Raw genomic sequence first — 19032 nt, 5'->3', positions numbered from 1 at the left:
GGCCTTCGCACAAAGCGGCTATGTACAGCCTTTACGGCAGATGCGCGGCATGTGGATCGCGTCCGTCGTCAACATCAACTGGCCGTCCAAGCCGGGGCTGAGCGCCGACGAGCAGAAGGCCGAGTATCTCGCCTGGCTGGACGTGGCCGTGCAGCGCAAGCTCAACTCGGTGTTCGTGCAGATCAGGCCGACCGCCGACGCGTTCTGGCCGTCGCCGTACGAGCCGTGGTCGCAGTATCTGACCGGTACGCAGGGCCAGGATCCCGGCTACGACCCGCTGGGCTTCGCGGTGGCGGAGACGCACAAGCGCGGGCTGGCCTTCCACGCGTGGTTCAACCCGTACCGCGTCTCGATGCAGGACGATCCGGCCAAGCTGCACCCCGAGCACCCCGGCCGCAAGCACCCCGACTGGATCCTGCCGTTCGGCGGCAAGCTCTACTACAACCCGGGCATGCCCGAGGTACGCAAGTTCTGCCAGGACGCGATGATGGACGCGATCACCCGCTACGACATCGACGGCCTGCACTTCGACGACTACTTCTACCCGACCAACACCACGGCCTTCGACGACGCCGAGGAGTTCGCCAAATACGGCGCCGGCTTCCCCGACCTGGCCGCCTGGCGGCGCAACAACGTGGACCTGATGGTGCAGGAGATGCAGCAGCGGGTGCTCGCCGCCAAGCCGGAGATCGCCTGGGGCATCAGCCCGTCCGGCATCTGGCGCAATCGGGCCAGTGACCCGCTCGGCTCCGAGACCAGCGGCGGCCAGTCCTACGACAACCTGCACGCCGACACCCGCGGCTGGGTCAAGAAGGGCTGGCTGGACTACATCGCGCCGCAGCTCTACTGGTACATCGGGCAGCCGCCGGCCGACTACTCCAAGCTCGTGCCGTGGTGGTCGGACGTGGCCAAGGGCACCGGCACGTTGTTGTGGATCGGGCAGGCCGCGTACAAGGCGGGCGATCCCGCGCAGGCGGCCGAGTGGCAGGTTCCCGGCGAGTTGTCCAGGCACCTGACGCTCAACCGCGAACACCCCGAGATCGGCGGCGACATCTGGTACAACGCCAACGACGTCAAGGTGGACAGGATCGGCTCCATCTCGACCGCGGTCAACGACCACTACCAGCGGCCGGCGCTCGCTCCCGTGCTGCCCAGGCTGGCCGGCGGACGCGCGCCCGCGCGGCCGGTCGTGGCGTACGCGCTGCGCCGCCACGGGGGCGTCGAGGTACGGGCGGTGGCGACGGGCAGGGACGAGCCGTTCCAGTTCGCGATCTTCCGCTTCGACCGGCACGCGGGCTCGGGCGCGTTCGCCGACGCGCGCAACCTCGTCGCGGTGGTGCCCGGCGACCGGCAGATCCGCTGGACCGACCCCGACGGCAGACGCGGCCACCACTACTACGCCGTGGCAGTGGACCGGGCCAACCGCACGAGCAAGCCGAGCAACGGCTTCCGAGTGATCTGACCGGCTTCATCGGCCTTCATCGGCTTTTATCGGCTTTTGAGCGATCCGAACGGAAGCCAGATCGCAGGTCAGGTGATCTGGTGAGGGTGCCGCCCACCCAGATCACCTGAGAGCGTGCTGCGCCTGCGCGCGTCGCCGGCCAATTCCTGACCGGCGACGAGCCCGGCGCTCGCCCTCGGACGTGCGCCGCTGCTCGAATCCGCGCCCCTGGCGGGACACGGATGTGCGCCGCTGCTCGATCCCGTGCCCCTCGCGGGGCACGGCGGACGCTCAGGTTCCGACGCTGCCGGAACCCCTCGCCGAAGCCCCGGTCGCGATCCAGTCCCTAAGAAGCCCTGCGCCCAGCCGCCGATGGTTGCTCGGCAGTGGTGGTCCCCGACGACCGCTGTGGCGGAACCACAGGGGTCGGACGGACCAGACCGAGCGCGACGACCTCATTGGCCAGCCGTGTACGCCGGTTGGTGCCCTCGGGAATCCGGAACTTCTGGTAGAGCCGCAGCAGATGCTGCTTGACCGCGGCCTCGGTCACGACCAGGTCGTCGGCGATCTCGCGTGCCGTCGCCGGAGCGACGAACGCCTCATCTGACAGCGCCGGCCTGCAGAGCGAGGTCAGCACATCGACCTCGCGCCTGGTCAGCTCGGGTGCCGCCGCCCTGCGCAACTCGACCTCGGGGGTGAAGTCCTCTCGGGGGACTCCACCGATTCGACCCCGCGCCGCGCCGAAGGAGACGACGTCGCCGTCGTCAAGAACCCTCCGGGCGATCGGCCTGCCGTTCACCCGTGTGCCGTTCCTGGACAAGCCCAGGTCCACGACATACAGGTAGGGTCCTCGTCTGACGAACTCGGCATGGAGTCGAGACACGCTCGGATCGGTGAGCCGGATGTCAACACCCCGGCCCCTTCCGACCGTCGTGATCTCGGGGCGCAACGGGACCACCTCGCCAGTGTCCTCGATGCGTATGAACGGCCCCTCCACGGCAGTTCCTCCCCAGGTAGCCCGCCGTAACTATTACTACAGCTCCGGCTTACCCAACCGAGGGGATGCGGAATCTCCTTTGCCGAAAGGAGAATCCAACGTGAAATTGGTCTGGACCTTTACGGTCGGTTTTGCCTGCTCACGGGTAGACTTCGGACGAAGATAAGCGGAGGAAACACTCATGGCGGACAAGCCCACGAAAGGTCTGGCCGATGTCGTCGCGGCGTCCACAGCGCTGAGCGACATCGACGGAAAGGCCGGTCGCCTCTTCTACCGTGGATACGACATCCATGATCTGGCCGGCCGCGCCACGTTCGAGGAGACCGCACACCTGCTCCAGCGAGGCAAGCTGCCCACCCGCTCCGAACTCGACGCGTACGGCGCCGAGTTGTCGCAGGGCCGCGAGCTGGGCGCCCTGGTGTCCGCGAACATCGCCGAAATCGCCGAGAAACAGAAACCCATGGAGGCGCTGCGCTCGCTCGTCTCGTTGTCGGGCGCCGACGACGCGGACAAGGACTCCATCGGGCCCGACGCCAACCTGCGCAAGGCCGCCCGGCTGCTCGCACAGCAGCCGCTGCTCGTGGCCCGCTACCACGCCGCCCGCACCGGCGCGCAGGCTCCGGAGGCGGACCCGTCGCTGAGCATCGCCGGGAACTTCCTGCTCCAGGTCACCGGCCGCGCTCCCGACCCGCGCGAGGTCGAGATCTTCGACGAGTGCCTGGTGTTGCACGCCGACCACACCATGAACGCCTCCACCTTCGCCGCCCGCGTCTGCGCCGCGACCCTGTCGGACATGCACTCCGCCATCGTCGCCGCGATCGGCACCCTCAAGGGCCCGCTGCACGGCGGGGCGAACGAGCAGGTCATGAAGACGCTGGAGTCGCTGACGCCCGGTGGGGTGGCCCAGGCCGTACGTGACAAGCTCGCCGCCGGCGAGAAGATCATGGGCTTCGGTCACCGCGTCTACAAGACCGAGGACCCGCGCGCTACCCACCTGCGTAGAATGTCGGCCGAACTGGGCGAATCCAGCGGTGACGACACGTACTACCGGATGTCCAAGGAAATGGAGGAAGTCGTCCTGGAGACCAAGGGTCTCTACCCGAACGTCGACTTCTTCGCCGCCTCGGTCTACCACTACCTGGGCATCCCGACCGATCTGTTCACACCGGTCTTCTCCATCAGCCGCATGTCCGGCTGGACCGCTCACGTGATCGAGCAGCACGCCGACAACCGGCTGATCCGTCCCGACAGTGAGTACATCGGTGAGACCGACCAGAAGTGGAAGCCCATAGACGAGCGATGAGCTCGGGGCCGGAGAGAGGTGTGTTGAGCCAAGGGGCTGAACACGAGACCTGGGGGCCGTACCCGCTGATTCTGGCGGGTGCGGCCGTCGGCGTGCTCGTGATCTTCATCTTGAACCCGCGCTGGGGCGGGTTCGTGCTCGGCGGGGTCATCATGATCGCCGCCGCGCTGCGTTTCGCCGGGTACGGCGGGCAGCTCGCGCTGAGGAGCAAGAAGACCGACGTCATCACGCTGGGCGGGTTCGGATTCGTCCTGTCGATGACCTCGCTCGTGCTCTACAACAACGAGCTCAAAGCGCTCATCCTGTCCCTTTTCGCTCCGTGACCGGACGGTCCGATAGCCTCAACGCATCAATTCAGTGAAGGGGAACCATTCGCATGCCCAAGATCAAGGTGGAGGGGCCCGTCGTCGAGCTTGACGGCGACGAGATGACCCGGATCATCTGGCAGTTCATCAAGGACCAGTTGATCCTTCCCTACCTCGACGTCGACCTGAAGTACTACGACCTCGGCATCGAGCACCGGGACGCCACGGACGACCAGGTCACCATCGACTCCGCCAACGCCATCAAGAAGTACGGCGTCGGTGTGAAGTGCGCCACCATCACCCCGGACGAGGCGCGCGTCGAGGAGTTCGGACTCAAGAAGATGTGGAAGTCCCCCAACGGGACCATCCGCAACATCCTCGGCGGCGTCATCTTCCGCGAGCCGATCATCATGTCGAACGTGCCGCGGCTCGTCCCCGGCTGGACCAAGCCGATCGTCGTCGGCCGTCACGCCTTCGGCGACCAGTACCGCGCCACCGACCTGAAGATCCCCGGCGAGGGCACGCTGACCCTGACGTACACGCCGAAGGACGGCTCCGAGCCGATCGAGCTCGACGTGTACGACTTCCCCGGCAGCGGCATCGCGATGGCGATGTACAACCTGGACGAGTCGATCCGCGACTTCGCCCGCGCGTCGATGCGCTACGGCCTCAACCGCGGCTACCCGGTCTACCTGTCCACGAAGAACACGATCCTCAAGGCGTACGACGGCCGCTTCAAGGACATCTTCGCCGAGGTCTTCGAGACCGAGTTCAAGGACGAGTTCGACAAGGCCGGCCTGACCTACGAGCACCGCCTCATCGACGACATGGTCGCCGCGGCGCTCAAGTGGGAGGGCGGCTACGTCTGGGCCGCGAAGAACTACGACGGCGACGTCCAGTCCGACACGGTCGCCCAGGGCTTCGGCTCGCTCGGCCTGATGACCTCGGTCCTGATGACCCCCGACGGCCAGACCGTCGAGGCCGAGGCCGCGCACGGCACCGTGACCCGTCACTACCGCCAGCACCAGCAGGGCAACCCCACCTCCACCAACCCGATCGCCTCGATCTTCGCGTGGACGCGTGGCCTGGCCCACCGCGGCAAGCTCGACAACACCCCCGCGGTGACCGAGTTCGCGCACAAGCTGGAGCAGGTCTGCGTCGAGACCGTCGAGAGCGGCCAGATGACCAAGGACCTCGCGCTCCTGGTCGGCGGCGACGCCAAGTGGCTGACCACCCAGGACTTCCTGGCGGCGCTGGACGAGAACCTCAAGAAGAAGATGGCCTGATCGTTCTCCCCTGTGAAGGGCCGCCCACCCCCGGGCGGCCCTTTTCCAGGTCGCCCACCCCCGGGCGGCCTTTCCAGGTCGCCCCCCGGGCGGCCTTTCCAGGTCGCACACCCCCCCGAGCGGGCCCTTTTCCAGGTCTTGACCCCAAATGCGGCGTGGTGCAGTTGATCACGTGGGTAAGAGCCAGCTCAAGAACAGTCGTGCGCGTTTCGGGGGGTTCGGATGCGACTGCGAATTCTGAGTGGGCTGGCGGCACTCACCGCCGCCGCCATCCTGACGGGCTGCGACTCTCAGCCCGAGACCGTCAAACTGACCGACACCAAGGCCGCCGCGGCCGCCAAGAAGAAGGCGGACAAGGCCGCCAGGCTCAAGAACGCCGCCGCGGTCAAGGCGAACGAGCTCGGACAGATCCCGGTGCTGATGTTCCACCGGATCGTGCCCAAGCCGCAGACCACGGACGACAGGTCGCCGCAGCAGTTCAAGGCCGACCTGGAGCGGCTGGTACGTGAGGGCTACGTGCCGATCACGGCCGCCGAGATGGTGGCCGGCAAGATCGACATCCCGGCCGGCAAGCACCCGGTGGTCCTGACCTTCGACGACTCCTCTCCCTCGCAGCTCACGCTGAACGAGATGGGCGTGCCGCAGAAGGACACCGCGATCGCGATCCTGCAGCAGGTGGGGGCCGAGAATCCGGGCTGGAAGCCGAAGGCCACGTTCTACGTGACGCGCGACATGTTCGGCAAGACCGTGCGCGAGGAGCAGATCCAGGCGCTGCTCTGGCTCAAGGACAACGGCTTCGAGATCGGCAACCACACCCGCGACCACCTCAACCTGCGGGGCCGTTCGCACAAGGAGGTCGAGGAGCAGATCGGCACGATCGCCAAGCAGATCGACTCCCTGTCCCAGATCAAGCCCACCACGATCGCCCTGCCGTACGGCAACCAGCCGAACAAGAAGGACTGGGCGATGCGCGGCAAGCTCTACAACCACCAGGGCGCGTTCCTGGCCGGTTACACGCCCGCGCCCGCGCCGTTCAGCAAGTCGTTCGACGCGGCGGGCATCCCGCGGATCAAGGCAATGGAGAAGAAGGGCGACTGCGCCCAGTTCTGCTCGCACGCCTGGCTCGACTGGCTCAAGAAGAACCCGGACATGCGCTACACCTCGGACGGTGACGTGCGCACGGTGGCTTACCCGAAGTACAAGAACCCGTATCTGCGCAAGTCCTTCAACACCTGGAGCCTGCCCTACTAGCGGCCCCTGGTGGTGAAGGTGATCCCGGCCGCGTGCAGGCGGTCGATGAGGGGCCGCCCCATGGCCGAGGCCGTGGTGAGCTGGCCCGCGCGGTCGGGGACGTCGTCGAAGGCCAGGCAGAGGGCCGACTCCGCGAGCATCTTGGCGGTCTCGTCGTAGCCGGGGTCACCTCCGGACACCTCGGTGACCACGCGCTCGCCGCCGCCCTCGCCCAGGAGCGTGACCTTGAACCAGCTCCTGGCCCGGCGCTCGGGTGAGGGGCCTTCGCCGGGGCGCAGGCGCTCCCGCAGCAGCCGGCGTACCGGCGGGACCTGGGCGAGCGCCGCGAACGCGCCCGCGCCCGCCACGGTGGCCAGCGCCCGGGGGAGTGTCCTGACGGCGTAGTGCTGGCGGTAGGTGAAGTCGGGGCCATAGCGGTCGAGCAGGCGGGCGGAGTAGCCGACGATCCGCGAGTCGAGGCTGGGCATGGGCAGCGCCCAGCCGCCCACGTAACGCAGGCCGCCGGGCAGCGAGCTCACCGTGCGGCCCTTGGGCGGGATCTCGGCGGAGCGGCGCCGGGCGGCCTGCTCCACCGTCTGGCGGGCGCGGCCCATCACCGACAGCGCGCTGGCCAGCGTGCCGCCCGACGGGCGCATGCTCGACCGCAGGAAGCCGCTGACCTTGAGCGGGACGCCCTCGGGGAGCAGGGTGACGGTGTGGAGCACGCCGAGGTCGTACGGGATGGAGTCGAAGCCGCAGGCGTGCACCAGCCTGGCCCCGCTCCTGACGGCGCGGTGGTGGTAACGGACGTAGGTCAGGTCCACGAACTCCGACTCGCCGGTGAGGTCGAGGTAGTGGGTGCCGGCGTCGGCGCAGGCGGCCACGAGCGGCTCGCCGTGGCGCGCGTACGGTCCCACGGTGGTCGCCAGGACCCGCGTCCGGCGGACCAGTTCCCTCAGCGAGGCCGCGTCGGTGGCGTCGGCGACCAGGATCGGCACATCGAGCCCGAGGCGTTCCAGCTTGGCCCGGTCGCGCCCGGCCAGCGCCCAGCGGGCGTCCGGGCCCGCCGCCCGCGCGAGATAGGCCGCCGTCAGCGCACCGGTGAACCCGCTGGCGCCGAAGAGCACGATGTCAAATGGGCGATCCATGATCCTGAGGCTGCCCGGGATGAGACCCTGACGCAAGGTGTGCCACCTCCGCGGAAAGCGGAAAGAGGCGAAGCCGTGACGTACCTAAGCCATAACGAATCCCTGTGAAGTTGCTGGGCGTCGTAAAGTTTGCGTCGATGGGGTTCAGTACACGTGGGGAAGACGAATGCCGCAAATCTCGCCGCTGGTCGCCGGCGATCCCACCGAGCTGGGGTCATTCCGGCTGTCCGGACGGATCGGGGAAGGCGGTCAGGGCATCGTCTACCTGGGAGTCAGCGACAAGGGCGAGCAGGCGGCGATCAAGCTGCTGCACGTCAAGTTCAGCGGTGACACCATCGCGAGGTCGCGGTTCGCCAGGGAGCTGAAGGCGGCGCAGCGGGTGGCGTCGTTCTGCACCGCCCGGGTGATGGAGGCCGATCTCGACGGCGACACGCCGTACATCGCCAGCGAGTACATCGACGGCCTGCCGCTGCGCGAGGTCGTCGAGACCGACGGGCCGCTCACCGGCACGGTGCTCGACCGGCTGGCCATCGGCACCGCCACCGCGCTCACGGCCATCCACCACGCCTCGATCGTGCACAGGGACTTCAAGCCCGACAACGTGCTGATCGCCGCCGACGGGCCGCGCGTGGTGGACTTCGGCATCGCCCGGATCATCGACTCCACCGGCACGATCACCAGCCGCGCGATCGGCACTCCCGCCTACATGGCGCCCGAGCAGATCGCCGGCGACGACATCGGGCCCTTCACGGACGTGTTCTCGTGGGGGGCGACGATCGCCTTCGCGGCGACCGGGCAGGTGGCGTTCGAGGGCAAGTCGATCGCGGTGGTGCTCAACCGCATCCTCAACCACGAGGTCGACGTCGACATGATGCAGGAGCCGCTGCGCAGCGTGGTGCGCTCGGCGCTGTCGAAGTCGCCGGCCGAGCGGCCGTCCGCCGACCAGATCCTGCTGCGGCTGCTGGGCCAGGCTACCGGGGTGGGCGCCTCCACGGCGGTGCTGAACAAGGGCGTCCAGGTGGCCACCGACGACACCACGCCGTTCCTCAGGGTGCCGGTCAGGTCGATCACCGACCAGCCCGGCATCAGGACGGGCACCACGGGCACGGCGGCGCGGGAGCACCTCCAAAAGGAGCATCTCCAAAAGGAGCACCTCCAAAAGGAACATCACCAGCGGGAGCAGCACCAGCGGACCACCGGGCAAGGTCAGCAGGGAGGCGAGACGTCCACCGGCTCGCCTGTCTCGCCTCCGCAGTACGGCACGGGCGCGGGACAGCCCACCGCCGGCACGGGGCCGCACAGCGGCGGTACAGGGCCGCACGGCGCGGTTCAGCAGGGAGGTTCGGGTACGGGCCAGGCCGCCGCCCTGACGCAGCCGCCCGCGCCCACGGCGTCGCACGCGGTGACGGCACCGCCGGGAGGGGGCGAGGCGCCGTACCAGATGCCCGAGCCCGCCGCGCCGGCCCGTCGCGGACGGGCGAAGGTGTGGCTGGCGGTGGCCGTCTCGCTCGTGCTGGTCGCCGCCGCCGCGATCGCGCTGTTAATGAACGACGGCCTGGCCCGCCTGGGCCTCGATGTACGGCCGGACGACACCGGGGAGACGACCCTGCCCGGCGGCTTCTCCACGGTGGTGGACAAGGTCGCGCGGACCGGGAAGATCGTGATCGGCGTCAAGGGTGACCTGCCGGGCGTCGGGCTGGCCAACGACGGCGACTTCTCCGGTTTCGACGTCGACATGGCCAGGCGGATCGCGACGGAGCTGGGTGCCAAGGACACGAAGCTGGTCCAGGTCAGCAGGGACGACCGGGACGACGCCCTGGCGGAGGGCAGGGTGGACCTGGTCGTGGCGACGTACTCGATCGACCAGAGCGAGGTCCAGTTCGCCGGGCCGTACTATCTGGCGCACCAGGACATCCTGGTGCGCCAGGGGAGCGGCATCGACAAGATCAGCCAGCTCAAGGGCAAGAAGATCTGCGCGCTCAACAGCCCGTCGGTCGGCGCGGTCCAGGACCGGGTCTCGGTGGAGCCGGTCATGGCCACCCACTACGCGGCCTGCATGGACCTGCTCAGGAGCGGGAAAGTGGACGCGGTGCCCGGCGACGACCTGATCGTGGCCGGGTTCGCGGCCCGCGAGAACATGCGTTACAAGGTCTTGGGCGCCAAGCTCACCAACGAGCGGTACGGCGTCGGCATCAAGGACGGGGACGTGAGCACGTGCAAGGCGGTGAAGGCGGTGATCGCCGACCTCTACGCCACGGGCTACGTCGAGCAGCTTCTGACCAGCCACTTCGGGCGAGTGGACTTCAAGCCGGAGCTGAAAGTGCCCGCGATGGAAACCTGCTGATGACGAGCGGGTAACATCCCCAACGTCAACGATTCACGCTGCGAGTTAGGGGAAGGCCATGGCGTCGTCAGCCACTGTGCCCGTCAAGGTGACCGTCACCGGAGCCGCCGGCCAGATCGGCTACGCACTGCTGTTCCGCATCGCGTCGGGGCAGCTGCTCGGCGCCGACGTGCCGGTCAAGCTGAGCCTGCTGGAGGTCCCGCAGGCGGTGAAGGCGGCCGAGGGCACCGCGATGGAGCTGGACGACTGCGCGTTCCCGCTGCTGTCCGGGATCGAGATCACCGACGACCCCAACGTCGCCTTCGCGGGCGCCAACGTGGGCCTGCTGGTCGGCGCCATGCCGCGCAAGGCCGGCATGGAGCGCGGTGACCTGCTCGGGGCCAACGGCGGCATCTTCGGCCCGCAGGGCAAGGCGATCAACGACCACGCCGCCGACGACATCAAGATCCTGGTCGTCGGCAACCCGGCCAACACCAACGCGCTCATCGCCCAGCAGCACGCGCCCGATGTGCCGGCCGACCGCTTCACCGCGATGACCAGGCTCGACCACAACCGCGCGCTGTCCCAGCTGGCCGCCAAGCTCCAGGTCCCGGTCACCGAGATCAAGAAGATGACGATCTGGGGCAACCACTCCGCCACCCAGTACCCCGACCTGTTCCACGCCGAGGTGGGCGGCAAGGTCGCGGCCGAGCAGGTCGAGTCCGAGTGGCTGAGCGGCACGTTCATCCCGACGGTGGCCAAGCGCGGCGCGGCCATCATCGACGCCCGCGGCGCCTCCTCGGCCGCCTCGGCCGCCAACGCCGCGATCGACCACGTCCACGACTGGGTCAACGGCACCGACTGGACCTCGGCGGCGGTGGTCTCCGACGGTTCCTACGGCGTGCCCGAGGGCCTCATCTCGTCCTTCCCGGTGAAGGCGGCGGGCGGCAGGTTCGAGATCATCCAGGGCCTGGAGATCGACGACTTCTCCCGCGAGCGCATCGACGCCAGCGTGCGCGAGCTGGCGGAGGAGCGCCAGGCGGTCAAGGACCTGGGCCTCATCTGACCCGATATCTGCCCGATATCTGGCCCGATCCCGCACTGCCACCGTCACGACGCGCGTCTCCCCTCGGGGGGCGCGCGTTCCGGTGTTCCGGCGGGCCTGTCACCGGTCGGGCGTCTGCGGGCACGAGGCCGGCTGCGTGGCGGGCGCGGGCGAAGGGGTCGCGAAGAGCACGCCGGCCGCCGCCAGCAGGCTGCCCACCACGACGAGGGCGCCGAAGAGCAGCTTCGTGACCCTTGGTGAAAAGCTCCTCACATTTGGGTACTACAGCACATATTGACGCTTCGCATGACTCATTTCCCACAAAGTGCTTGCCAGGCGTCGGAGACGATGTCGCGCAGCGACGCCCGCTCGGCCTTCCACTCCAGCTCCCGCTGGATCTTGGCGGACGAGGCGACCAGCACGGACGGATCGCCCGCCCGCCGCTCCTCGACGACGGCGGGGATCTCGTGGCCGGTGACCTCGCGGCAGACCGAGATCACCTCCTGCACGGAGAAGCCGGTGCCGCTGCCCAGGTTGTAGATCCGGTGCTCGCCGGGCGTGGCCGCCTCCAGCGCCAGCAGGTGCGCCCTGGCCAGGTCGGAGACGTGGATGTAGTCGCGCACGCAGGTGCCGTCGGGCGTGGGGTAGTCGGCGCCGAACACGCTCACCGACTCGCGCTCGCCGGTTGCCACCTTCAGCACGTTCGGGATGAGGTGGGTCTCGACCGTGTGCCGCTCGCTGTAGCGGCCGTAGGCGCCGGCCACGTTGAAGTAGCGCAAACTCACCGCGCCCAGCCCGCGCTGCCCCGCGTAGGCGCTCAGCGTGGCGTCCACGGCCAGCTTGGAGGCGCCGTAGGGGTTGGTCGGGCGGGTCGGGTCGCTCTCCTCGATCGGTGAGCGCTCCGGCTCCCCGTACGTGGCCGCCGTCGAGGAGAACACGATCCGGCCCACGCCCTTGTCCCGCATGGCGTCCAGCAGCCCCAGCGTCCCGCCGAGGTTGTTGGCCCAGTAGAGGCCCGGGTCCCGCACCGACTCGCCCACCAGCGACTTGGCCGCGAAGTGCAGCACCGCCTCCACACCGTCCAGGACCTGACCCGCCTCGGTGACGTCCGCGCGCACGAAGCGGGCGCCCTCCGGCACGGCGTCCTCATGCCCGGTTGACAGGTCGTCGAGTACGGTCACCTCGTGCCCCGCCTCGATGAGCTGCGCGGCGACGACGCTGCCGACGTACCCGGCTCCTCCGGTGACCAACAGCCTCATGTTCACTCCTGTGCAAATATGTTTGATTTTGTAAGGCTTGCCGTTCAGCATACGCGGGAAAGCCGACGAGTACGCTGCCAAGCACAATGTTTGACACCGTCGCGGCCAACATCGCCCTGGTCCTGCTGTTCATCCTGATCGGCGGCTTCTTCGCCGCCGCCGAAATGGCGATGGTCTCCCTGCGTGAAAGCCAGGTCCGCAAGCTCTCGCAGCGCGGCCGCCGTGGTGAGCGCGTGGCCAAGCTGGCCAAGGACCCCAACAGATTCCTGTCGGCCGTGCAGATCGGCGTGACCGTGGCCACCATGTTGTCGGCCGCGTTCGGCGCCGACCGGCTGGGCCAGCACCTCTCGCCCGTGCTGGTGGGCTGGCGGGTGCCGGCGGCCGTGGCGCCCGTGCTGGCGCTGGTGCTGGTGACGCTGGCCATCTCGTACGTCTCCCTGGTGCTCGGCGAGCTGGCGCCCAAGCGGCTGGCGTTGCAGCGGGCCGAGGGGCTGTCGTTGTTCGTGGCGCCGTTCCTGGACCGCATCGCCTCCCTGTCGCGCCCGATCATCTGGATGTTGTCGAAGTCAACCGACGGCGTGGTCAGGCTGCTCGGCGGCAACCCGGAGGCCGACAGGGAGGAGGTCACCACCGAGGAGCTGCGCGACATGGTGGTGGGGCACACCGACCTGACCGCGGACGAGCGCAAGCTCATCGCCGAGGTGTTCGCCGCGGGCAAACGGCAGTTGCGGGAGGTGATGCTGCCGCGTACGGAGGTGGAGTTCATGATGGCCGACACCCCGCTGGACGAGGCCGCCAGGCTGGCCGCCACGCTGCCGCACTCGCGCTTCCCGGTCTACCGCGAGTCCTACGACGACGTCATCGGCTTTGTGCACGTGCGCGACCTGCTGGACCCCGAGCTGGCCGGACGCACCGAGCCGGTCAGCGCGGTCGTGCCGATCAGGACGGCCAAGTTCGTGCCCGCCTCCAAACGGCTGCTCTCGACCCTGAACGAGATGCGCGACGAGGGCCAGCACCTGGCCATCGTGGTGGACGAGTACGGCGGCACGGCCGGCATCGTCACCATGGAGGACCTGGTCGAGGAGCTGATCGGCGACATCAGGGACGAGTACGACGTCGAGGAGGACGTCGTGGTCCTGCCCGCGGGCGAGATCGAGATCGACGGCCTGACGAATCTCAACGACTTCGCCACCGAGACCGGCATCCGGCTGCCGGACGGCCCGTACGAGACGCTGGCCGGCTTCGTCATGGCCATGCTCGGCCACGTGCCGCTGGCCGGGGAGCGGGTGGAGTTCTCCGGCTTCGAGCTGGCCGTCACCGAGCTGGACGGCCGCCGTATCGCACGGGTGAGAGTGAAACGCCGACCGGTCGTCGAGTCGCCGCCCGAGCAGGATTCCTGACACAATTGCCTGCTATGGCCAGACCTCGTGTACTCTCCGGCATCCAGCCCACCGCGGACTCCTTCCACCTGGGCAACTACCTGGGTGCGCTGCGCCAGTGGGTCATCATGCAGGAGACCCACGACGCGTTCTACTGTGTGGTGGATCTGCACGCCCTGACCGTGGGCCCCGAGCCCGCGCAGCTGCGCGCCCGCAGCCGGGTGGCCGCCGCGCAGCTCTTCGCCGCCGGCCTCGACCCCGAGCGCTCCACCGTCTTCGTGCAGTCGCACGTGCGCGAGCACACCGAGCTGGCCTGGGTGCTCAACTGCCTGACCGGCATGGGCGAGGCGAGCAGGATGACCCAGTTCAAGGACAAGTCCGCGAAGTACGGTGAGGGCGCGGCCAGCGTCGGCCTGTTCACCTACCCGATCCTGCAGGCCGCCGACATCCTGCTCTACCACGCCGAGCAGGTGCCCGTCGGAGCGGACCAGAAGCAGCACCTGGAGCTGACGCGCGACCTGGCCCAGCGCTTCAACCACCGCTTCGGCGACACCTTCACGCTGCCCCAGCCGTTCACCCCGAAGGAGGTCGAGAAGATCACCGACCTCCAGGACCCGACGGCGAAGATGTCCAAGTCCTCCTCCAGCCCGCAGGGCATCCTCGACGTCCTGGAGCAGCCGGGGCCGTTGCGCAAGAAGGTCATGCGCGCGGTGACGGACACGGGTTCGGAGGTGCTGTTCGACGAGGTGAACAAGCCGGGCATCTCCAACCTGCTGCGCATCCAGTCCGCGCTGACCGGCACGCCCATCCCCGAACTGGTCGCCCGCTACGAGGGTCAGGGCTACGGGACGTTCAAGAAGGACGTCGCGGAGGCGGTGCTGGAGACGTTCGCGCCGATCAGGGAGCGTACGGAGAAGCTGCTGTCCGATGAGGCGGAGCTCGACCGCCTGCTGGCCATCGGCGCGCAGCGCGCGTCGGCGGTGGCCAGGGAGACCATGGCCGCGGTACGCGAGCGGGTGGGCTTCCTGCCCACCTCATAGCCTTCCTGAGGGGCCGGGCACGGTGTGCCCGGCCTTTTTTCATGCCCGAGTTGCGAACGCCGGACTCTAATGCGTACAGTGTTCGCATCAAGAGAACGCAGTACCGGAAGGGCGGCATGATGACGAACGTGAGCTACGACAGGCAGGGCGGCTGGCGCGCGGAAGGCGGCTGGGGAGCGGCCGACTCCGAGGGCGGCAGGCTGGATCTGGCCCACTGGCAGGCCCGGCTGGACGAGCTGCGCGCCACCCACCACGTGCCCGGCGCGTCCGTGGCGATCCTGGCCGGCGGCACCGTCCACGAGCTGGCCAGCGGGGTGCTGCACCGCGGCACGGGGGCGCCGGTCACGACCGACTCGGTGTTCCTCAGCGGCTCGATCGCCAAGGTCTACACCGCCACGCTCGTGCTGAGCCTGGTCGATGAGGGTCTGCTGGACCTGGACACGCGGGTCGTGGACGTGCTGCCCGAGTTCGCCACGCCCGACCCGGCCGCCACCGCGGTCATCACCGTGCGGCAACTGCTGTCCCACACCGGCGGCGTGACCAACGACTTCAACCACGACAGCGGGCGCGGTGACGACTGCCTGGCCAAGTACGTCGAGGCCGCCCGTGACGTCCCGCTGGACTGCCCGCCCGGCACCGCCGTCTCCTACGGCGGCCTCGGCTACGTCGTGCTGGGCCGGCTCGTCGAGGTGCTCACCGGAAAGACCTGGGACCAGGCGCTGAACGAGCGCGTCTTCGCCCCGCTCGGCCTGGGCCACTCGATGACGCTGCCGGAGGAGGCGCTGAGCTTCCGCGTGGCCATGAGCCACCTGGGCGAGCCGGGCGCCGACCCGGATCCCGCGCCGGTCTGGGACATGATGCCGCGCTCCGCGGGGCCGTACGGACGGATCATCACCTCCGCCGGCGACATGGCGCGCTTGGCCCAGATGCACCTGGCCGGAGGTACGGCTCCCGACGGCACCCGGGTCCTGTCCGCCGAGGCGGTCGCGGCCATGCGGCGCAGGGAGACGGACGTGCCCGACAAGTGGACGGTCAGCGCGGACGGCTGGGGCCTGGGCTGGACGCTCTACGACTGGGACGGCGCGCCCGGCTTCGGTCACGACGGCGCCGCCATCGGCCAGTACGGCTACCTGCGCGTCGTCCCCGAGGCAGGCGTGGCCCTGGTCCTGCTCACCAACGGCGGCGGCGCCCGGCGGCTCTACGCCGACCTGTTCGGGGAACTGCTCGCCGAACTGACCGGGATCCGGCTGCCGGCCCCCTTCGCCCCGGCCGCCGTGCCGCCCGCCGTGGACTACACCCCGCTGCTCGGCACCTACCGGCGCGAGGGCGTGGTCATCACCGTGACCGAGGGCCGTATGCGCTACGAGTTCGTGGACGGCATGAAGGACCTCTCCCCGCCCCTGGACATGGAGCTGCTGCCCGTCACGGACACCGTGTTCGCCGCATCGGGCGCGGGCCCGTCCTTCAGCGAGGACCACATGCCCGTGGTCTTCTCCACCCTGGCCGACGGCACGCGCTGCGTCTACGTCGGCATGCGCGCCACCCCCAAGGTGGGGCCCTGAGCACTCCCGGCGCAGGGACCCGGGTACTGCCCGGAGATCGTCCCGGCGGTCGATGATGTGGTCTGCTGGGAGAGCGTGCTCACCGTGCTCCCCGTCCTGGACCCCAGGTCGCGGCGCCTCAGGCTGCGGGCCTCAGGTCGCGGTGTCCTCAGGTAGGGCCCGGCCTCGGGGGAGAGGCCGGGGCGGTGGAGGGTCGGCCGGGTGCCGGCGCGGCGGCCAAGCCGTCCGGTCGGTGGTCAGGTCGTCCGGTCGGTGGTCAGGTCGTCCGGTCGGTGGTCAGGTCGTCCGGTCGGTGGTCAGGTCGTCCGGTCGGTGGTCAGGTCGTCAGGTCGGCGGCTGGGTGTCGGCTCGGCCGTTGTGGAGGAGGGAGGACTGGCGGGACAGGACGGAGGCGAGAGTGACGGCGTCAGGGCTGCCGATCCGCTCTCTCACCCCGTCCGACCAGAGCTTGGCGGTGACCGGCCGCCGCAGGACGGCCGTCCACCTGGTCGTGCCCGGCTCGTCGACGCGGAAGTGGATCTCCCACGCCGGGTAGGTCGAACGCAACGCGTCCAACTGCCGGCTCGTCAGGTGGCCGTCGCCCTCGGCGGGAAAGGGGGTCCGGCCATCGCCCGATATACCGGTCATCTCCTCCGCGCCGCCCGGTGCACACGCAGAAGGGCGCGCAGGGCGGCCAAGCTGGACCGGGTGAGCCGGGTCTCGTCGCGGCTGGCGGTCCACCCGGAATGATCTCGCCGGAAGGACCAACCGGGAAACTCCCGTGTCGCCTCCTGCTGGAGGCGTTCCATGACGAACTCGGCACTCGGCGCTCGGGTCATGCACGCAGAGTCGCATCCCCGTGCCTGACCGTGACGAACTCGGGCGCAAGATCTCCCTGTTCGCGACGACCGAACACTGAGTTCGTACCTCAGATGGTGATGCCGTGGCGTTCGGCGAGGTAGCGCACCTCCGGCGCCCAGGACGGCCGCGCCCGCCGCGCGAGCGACCGCACCATCTCCCTCAGCAGCAGCTTGTGGTCGAGCTCTTCCGGACACTCACGCTCGATTCTCAGCAGGTGGAGCAGGCTGGCGGCGTCGTCGCCGGTGTCCTCGCAGGCGCGGGCGACGTGGCCGAGATGGGTGGTGCGCCGCTCGATGGACGGCGTGCGGCGCAGGTCGATGTCGTCGGCCAGGTGCAGCACCGCCTCGGGACGCCCCGTGTCGTTCTCGATGCTGGCCATGTGGATGGCGACGTTCGTGGGCCCGAAGAAGGCCAGGTCGTAGATGGCGGAGGAGTCCTCGACGTGTTCGGCCAGCCGCGCCGCCGGGCCGCGTACCCGTTCCCTGGCCACGTCGTCCTCGCCCATCCTGGCCTCGCCGATGGCGGCGAGCAGGTGCAGCGCGCCGAGCGCCTTGATGTGGCGCTGGTCGCCGTCGGCGACGTGCGGCTCGAACTGCTCGATGCCGCGCCGCGCGACGTCGTACGCGATCTGGTGCATGTCGTCGGACAACATCGACTGCCCCAGGTTCCAGTACGCCCACGCGACCATCAGCGGATCGCCCGACTCCTCGGCGAAGCGCATGGCCCGGTCGGCCGCCAGATGCGCCAGGTCCACCCGCCGCAGGTGCTTCAGCACCCCCCTGGCCAGCATGTACGCGTCCGTCGCCACGCTGTAGGACCGCTGCGTGCGCTCCAGGGCGAGGCTCTCGGCATCGGTGACCAGGGACGGCAGCGCCGCCATGAGGATCGAGTAGCGGCGCGTGGAGGTGAACCAGGCGTTGCGGGCCGTCGTCACGCGTTCGGCGAGCTGCTCGGCGTCGGGCGGCTCGATGTCGGGCTCCAGCGAGCGGGCGGCGAACAGGGCCCGCTCGATGTCGCTGATCTGCGGTCTGCTCGGTTCGTGGGAGTCGCGCGGGGCCTCTCCTAAAAGGATCGCGGTACGTACGCCGAGCACTTTGGCGATCTCCCGCAGGAGCGGCAGCGAGGGGGTTCGTTTGCCGTGCTCGATCAGTTCGATGTGTCTGGGGGTGCAACCGGACTGTGTGGCCAGCGCTGTGGTGCTCAGACCTCTGCGCTCGCGCTGGAGCCTGATCATTTGCCCGGTGCTGATTTCGGCCATGGGCGTGACGCCTCCTGGATCGGTCCCAACACAGCACAGGCTAGGGCTCCCGATGTCCTGCCGCACTGGTTTCCGGCCTGCTCAGGCGTGCCGCTCCTACGTACCGGCTCAGCGGTGGCGGCGCTTTCCCACGTACGACAGGACCTCGCGCAGCACGTCGGCGGCCTGACGCACGGTTTCCTCAGGGGTACCGGCCGTGACCGACTCGTAGGCGCGGGCGGAGACCTCCATGGCCGTCGCGGCCCGGCGCCGCCCCTCGTCGGTGAGCTGGACCCAGCGGCTGCGCGCGTCGCCGGCGTTGGCCTCGCGCTCCACGTATCCGGCCGCGGTCAGCCGCTGCAACACGTTGCTGATGCCGCCCGAGGTGAGCAGCAGCGACTTCGACAACTCACTCGGCTTCATCCGGTACGGCGGCGCCGCGCGGTTGAGCGACATCAGCACGTCGAACTCGGCGTAGGTCAGCCCCAGCTCCGACAGCTCCGCCTTGAGCGCCTGCTCGAACAGCAGGTGCAGGCGGGCGATCCGCTTGCCGAGCTCCAGGGTGGCGATGAGCGGCGACGGCATGCCCGTCTCTTCCCAGCGGGGCACCAGCGCGTCGATCTCATCGGGTTTCACG

Annotated in this window: 17 protein-coding genes; 10 read left to right on the top strand and 7 right to left on the bottom strand. The window is 69.2% G+C overall.

Annotated features, from left to right (window positions below; genetic code table 11):
• The first annotated feature begins 49 nt into the window (after positions 1 to 49).
• Positions 50 to 1462, top strand: coding sequence for a family 10 glycosylhydrolase (locus AB0I81_RS28520; RefSeq protein ID WP_360662599.1), 1413 nt, complete (start codon positions 50 to 52; stop codon positions 1460 to 1462).
• A gap of 325 nt (positions 1463 to 1787) precedes the next feature.
• Here the strand turns inward: AB0I81_RS28520 and AB0I81_RS28515 are convergent, their stop codons facing one another.
• Complete coding sequence (locus AB0I81_RS28515) at positions 1788 to 2438, bottom strand: FHA domain-containing protein (protein ID WP_360662596.1); 651 nt, start codon at positions 2436 to 2438, stop codon at positions 1788 to 1790.
• Between the two features lie 181 nt (positions 2439 to 2619).
• Between AB0I81_RS28515 and AB0I81_RS28510 the strand changes: the two genes are divergently transcribed.
• The 4 genes from AB0I81_RS28510 to AB0I81_RS28495 all read left to right on the top strand — a co-directional run bounded on the left by AB0I81_RS28510 (position 2620) and on the right by AB0I81_RS28495 (position 6583).
• A complete protein-coding gene (locus tag AB0I81_RS28510; protein WP_360662593.1) occupies positions 2620 to 3741 on the top strand; it encodes a citrate/2-methylcitrate synthase in 1122 nt (373 codons plus the stop codon).
• A 23-nt stretch (positions 3742 to 3764) separates the two neighbouring features.
• Positions 3765 to 4064 carry a DUF3017 domain-containing protein gene (locus tag AB0I81_RS28505; protein ID WP_360662590.1) on the top strand — a complete coding sequence of 100 codons (300 nt, stop codon included), beginning with the start codon at positions 3765 to 3767 and terminating at the stop codon, positions 4062 to 4064.
• Positions 4065 to 4117: 53 nt separating this feature from the next.
• Positions 4118 to 5332, top strand: coding sequence for an NADP-dependent isocitrate dehydrogenase (locus AB0I81_RS28500; RefSeq protein ID WP_360662588.1), 1215 nt, complete (start codon positions 4118 to 4120; stop codon positions 5330 to 5332).
• A gap of 222 nt (positions 5333 to 5554) precedes the next feature.
• On the top strand, positions 5555 to 6583 hold the full coding sequence (locus AB0I81_RS28495) for a polysaccharide deacetylase family protein (protein ID WP_360662585.1): 1029 nt from the start codon (positions 5555 to 5557) through the stop codon (positions 6581 to 6583).
• Here the strand turns inward: AB0I81_RS28495 and AB0I81_RS28490 are convergent.
• Positions 6580 to 7710: a saccharopine dehydrogenase NADP-binding domain-containing protein gene (locus AB0I81_RS28490; protein ID WP_360662582.1), complete on the bottom strand. Its 1131-nt coding sequence runs from the start codon at positions 7708 to 7710 to the stop codon at positions 6580 to 6582. The two genes, AB0I81_RS28495 and AB0I81_RS28490, sit on opposite strands and share 4 nt — an antisense overlap.
• Before the next feature lie 166 nt (positions 7711 to 7876).
• On the opposite strand from AB0I81_RS28490, the gene AB0I81_RS28485 reads away from it, so the two are divergent.
• Both AB0I81_RS28485 and AB0I81_RS28480 read left to right on the top strand, forming a co-directional pair.
• Positions 7877 to 10054: a transporter substrate-binding domain-containing protein gene (locus AB0I81_RS28485; protein WP_360662579.1), complete on the top strand. Its 2178-nt coding sequence runs from the start codon at positions 7877 to 7879 to the stop codon at positions 10052 to 10054.
• A 58-nt stretch (positions 10055 to 10112) separates the two neighbouring features.
• Positions 10113 to 11099: a malate dehydrogenase gene (locus tag AB0I81_RS28480; RefSeq protein WP_360662577.1), complete on the top strand. Its 987-nt coding sequence runs from the start codon at positions 10113 to 10115 to the stop codon at positions 11097 to 11099.
• A 99-nt stretch (positions 11100 to 11198) separates the two neighbouring features.
• Here AB0I81_RS28480 and AB0I81_RS28475 read toward each other — a convergent pair whose 3' ends face one another.
• Positions 11199 to 11351, bottom strand: a complete 153-nt coding sequence (locus AB0I81_RS28475) for a hypothetical protein (protein ID WP_360662574.1) — start codon at positions 11349 to 11351, stop codon at positions 11199 to 11201.
• A gap of 38 nt (positions 11352 to 11389) precedes the next feature.
• Positions 11390 to 12337, bottom strand: a complete 948-nt coding sequence (gene galE / locus AB0I81_RS28470) for a UDP-glucose 4-epimerase GalE (RefSeq protein ID WP_360662571.1) — start codon at positions 12335 to 12337, stop codon at positions 11390 to 11392.
• Positions 12338 to 12423: 86 nt separating this feature from the next.
• On the opposite strand from galE, the gene AB0I81_RS28465 reads away from it, so the two are divergent.
• From AB0I81_RS28465 to AB0I81_RS28455, 3 genes are all read left to right on the top strand, one after another.
• The gene (locus AB0I81_RS28465) at positions 12424 to 13737 is read left to right on the top strand and encodes a hemolysin family protein (protein ID WP_360662568.1); all 1314 of its coding nucleotides are present in this window, start codon (positions 12424 to 12426) and stop codon (positions 13735 to 13737) included.
• Positions 13738 to 13751: 14 nt separating this feature from the next.
• The gene (trpS, locus tag AB0I81_RS28460) at positions 13752 to 14756 is read left to right on the top strand and encodes a tryptophan--tRNA ligase (protein WP_360662565.1); all 1005 of its coding nucleotides are present in this window, start codon (positions 13752 to 13754) and stop codon (positions 14754 to 14756) included.
• Between the two features lie 119 nt (positions 14757 to 14875).
• Entirely contained in the window at positions 14876 to 16318 is a 1443-nt protein-coding gene (locus AB0I81_RS28455; RefSeq protein WP_360662796.1) for a serine hydrolase domain-containing protein, read from the top strand.
• Between the two features lie 324 nt (positions 16319 to 16642).
• Here AB0I81_RS28455 and AB0I81_RS28450 read toward each other — a convergent pair whose 3' ends face one another.
• From AB0I81_RS28450 to AB0I81_RS28440, 3 genes are all read right to left on the bottom strand, one after another.
• Complete coding sequence (locus tag AB0I81_RS28450; RefSeq protein WP_360662562.1) at positions 16643 to 16945, bottom strand: hypothetical protein; 303 nt, start codon at positions 16943 to 16945, stop codon at positions 16643 to 16645.
• Between the two features lie 280 nt (positions 16946 to 17225).
• Positions 17226 to 18416 carry a helix-turn-helix transcriptional regulator gene (locus AB0I81_RS28445; RefSeq protein ID WP_360662559.1) on the bottom strand — a complete coding sequence of 397 codons (1191 nt, stop codon included), beginning with the start codon at positions 18414 to 18416 and terminating at the stop codon, positions 17226 to 17228.
• A gap of 108 nt (positions 18417 to 18524) precedes the next feature.
• Positions 18525 to 19031 carry a MarR family transcriptional regulator gene (locus tag AB0I81_RS28440; protein WP_360662556.1) on the bottom strand — a complete coding sequence of 169 codons (507 nt, stop codon included), beginning with the start codon at positions 19029 to 19031 and terminating at the stop codon, positions 18525 to 18527.
• Position 19032: the final 1 nt, after the last annotated feature.

The sequence above is a fragment of the Nonomuraea sp. NPDC050404 genome (assembly GCF_040655495.1).
Taxonomy (GTDB): domain Bacteria; phylum Actinomycetota; class Actinomycetes; order Streptosporangiales; family Streptosporangiaceae; genus Nonomuraea.
The sequence above is the reverse complement of the archived record's forward strand: the minus strand, read 5'-3'. Positions and strand labels throughout refer to the sequence as shown.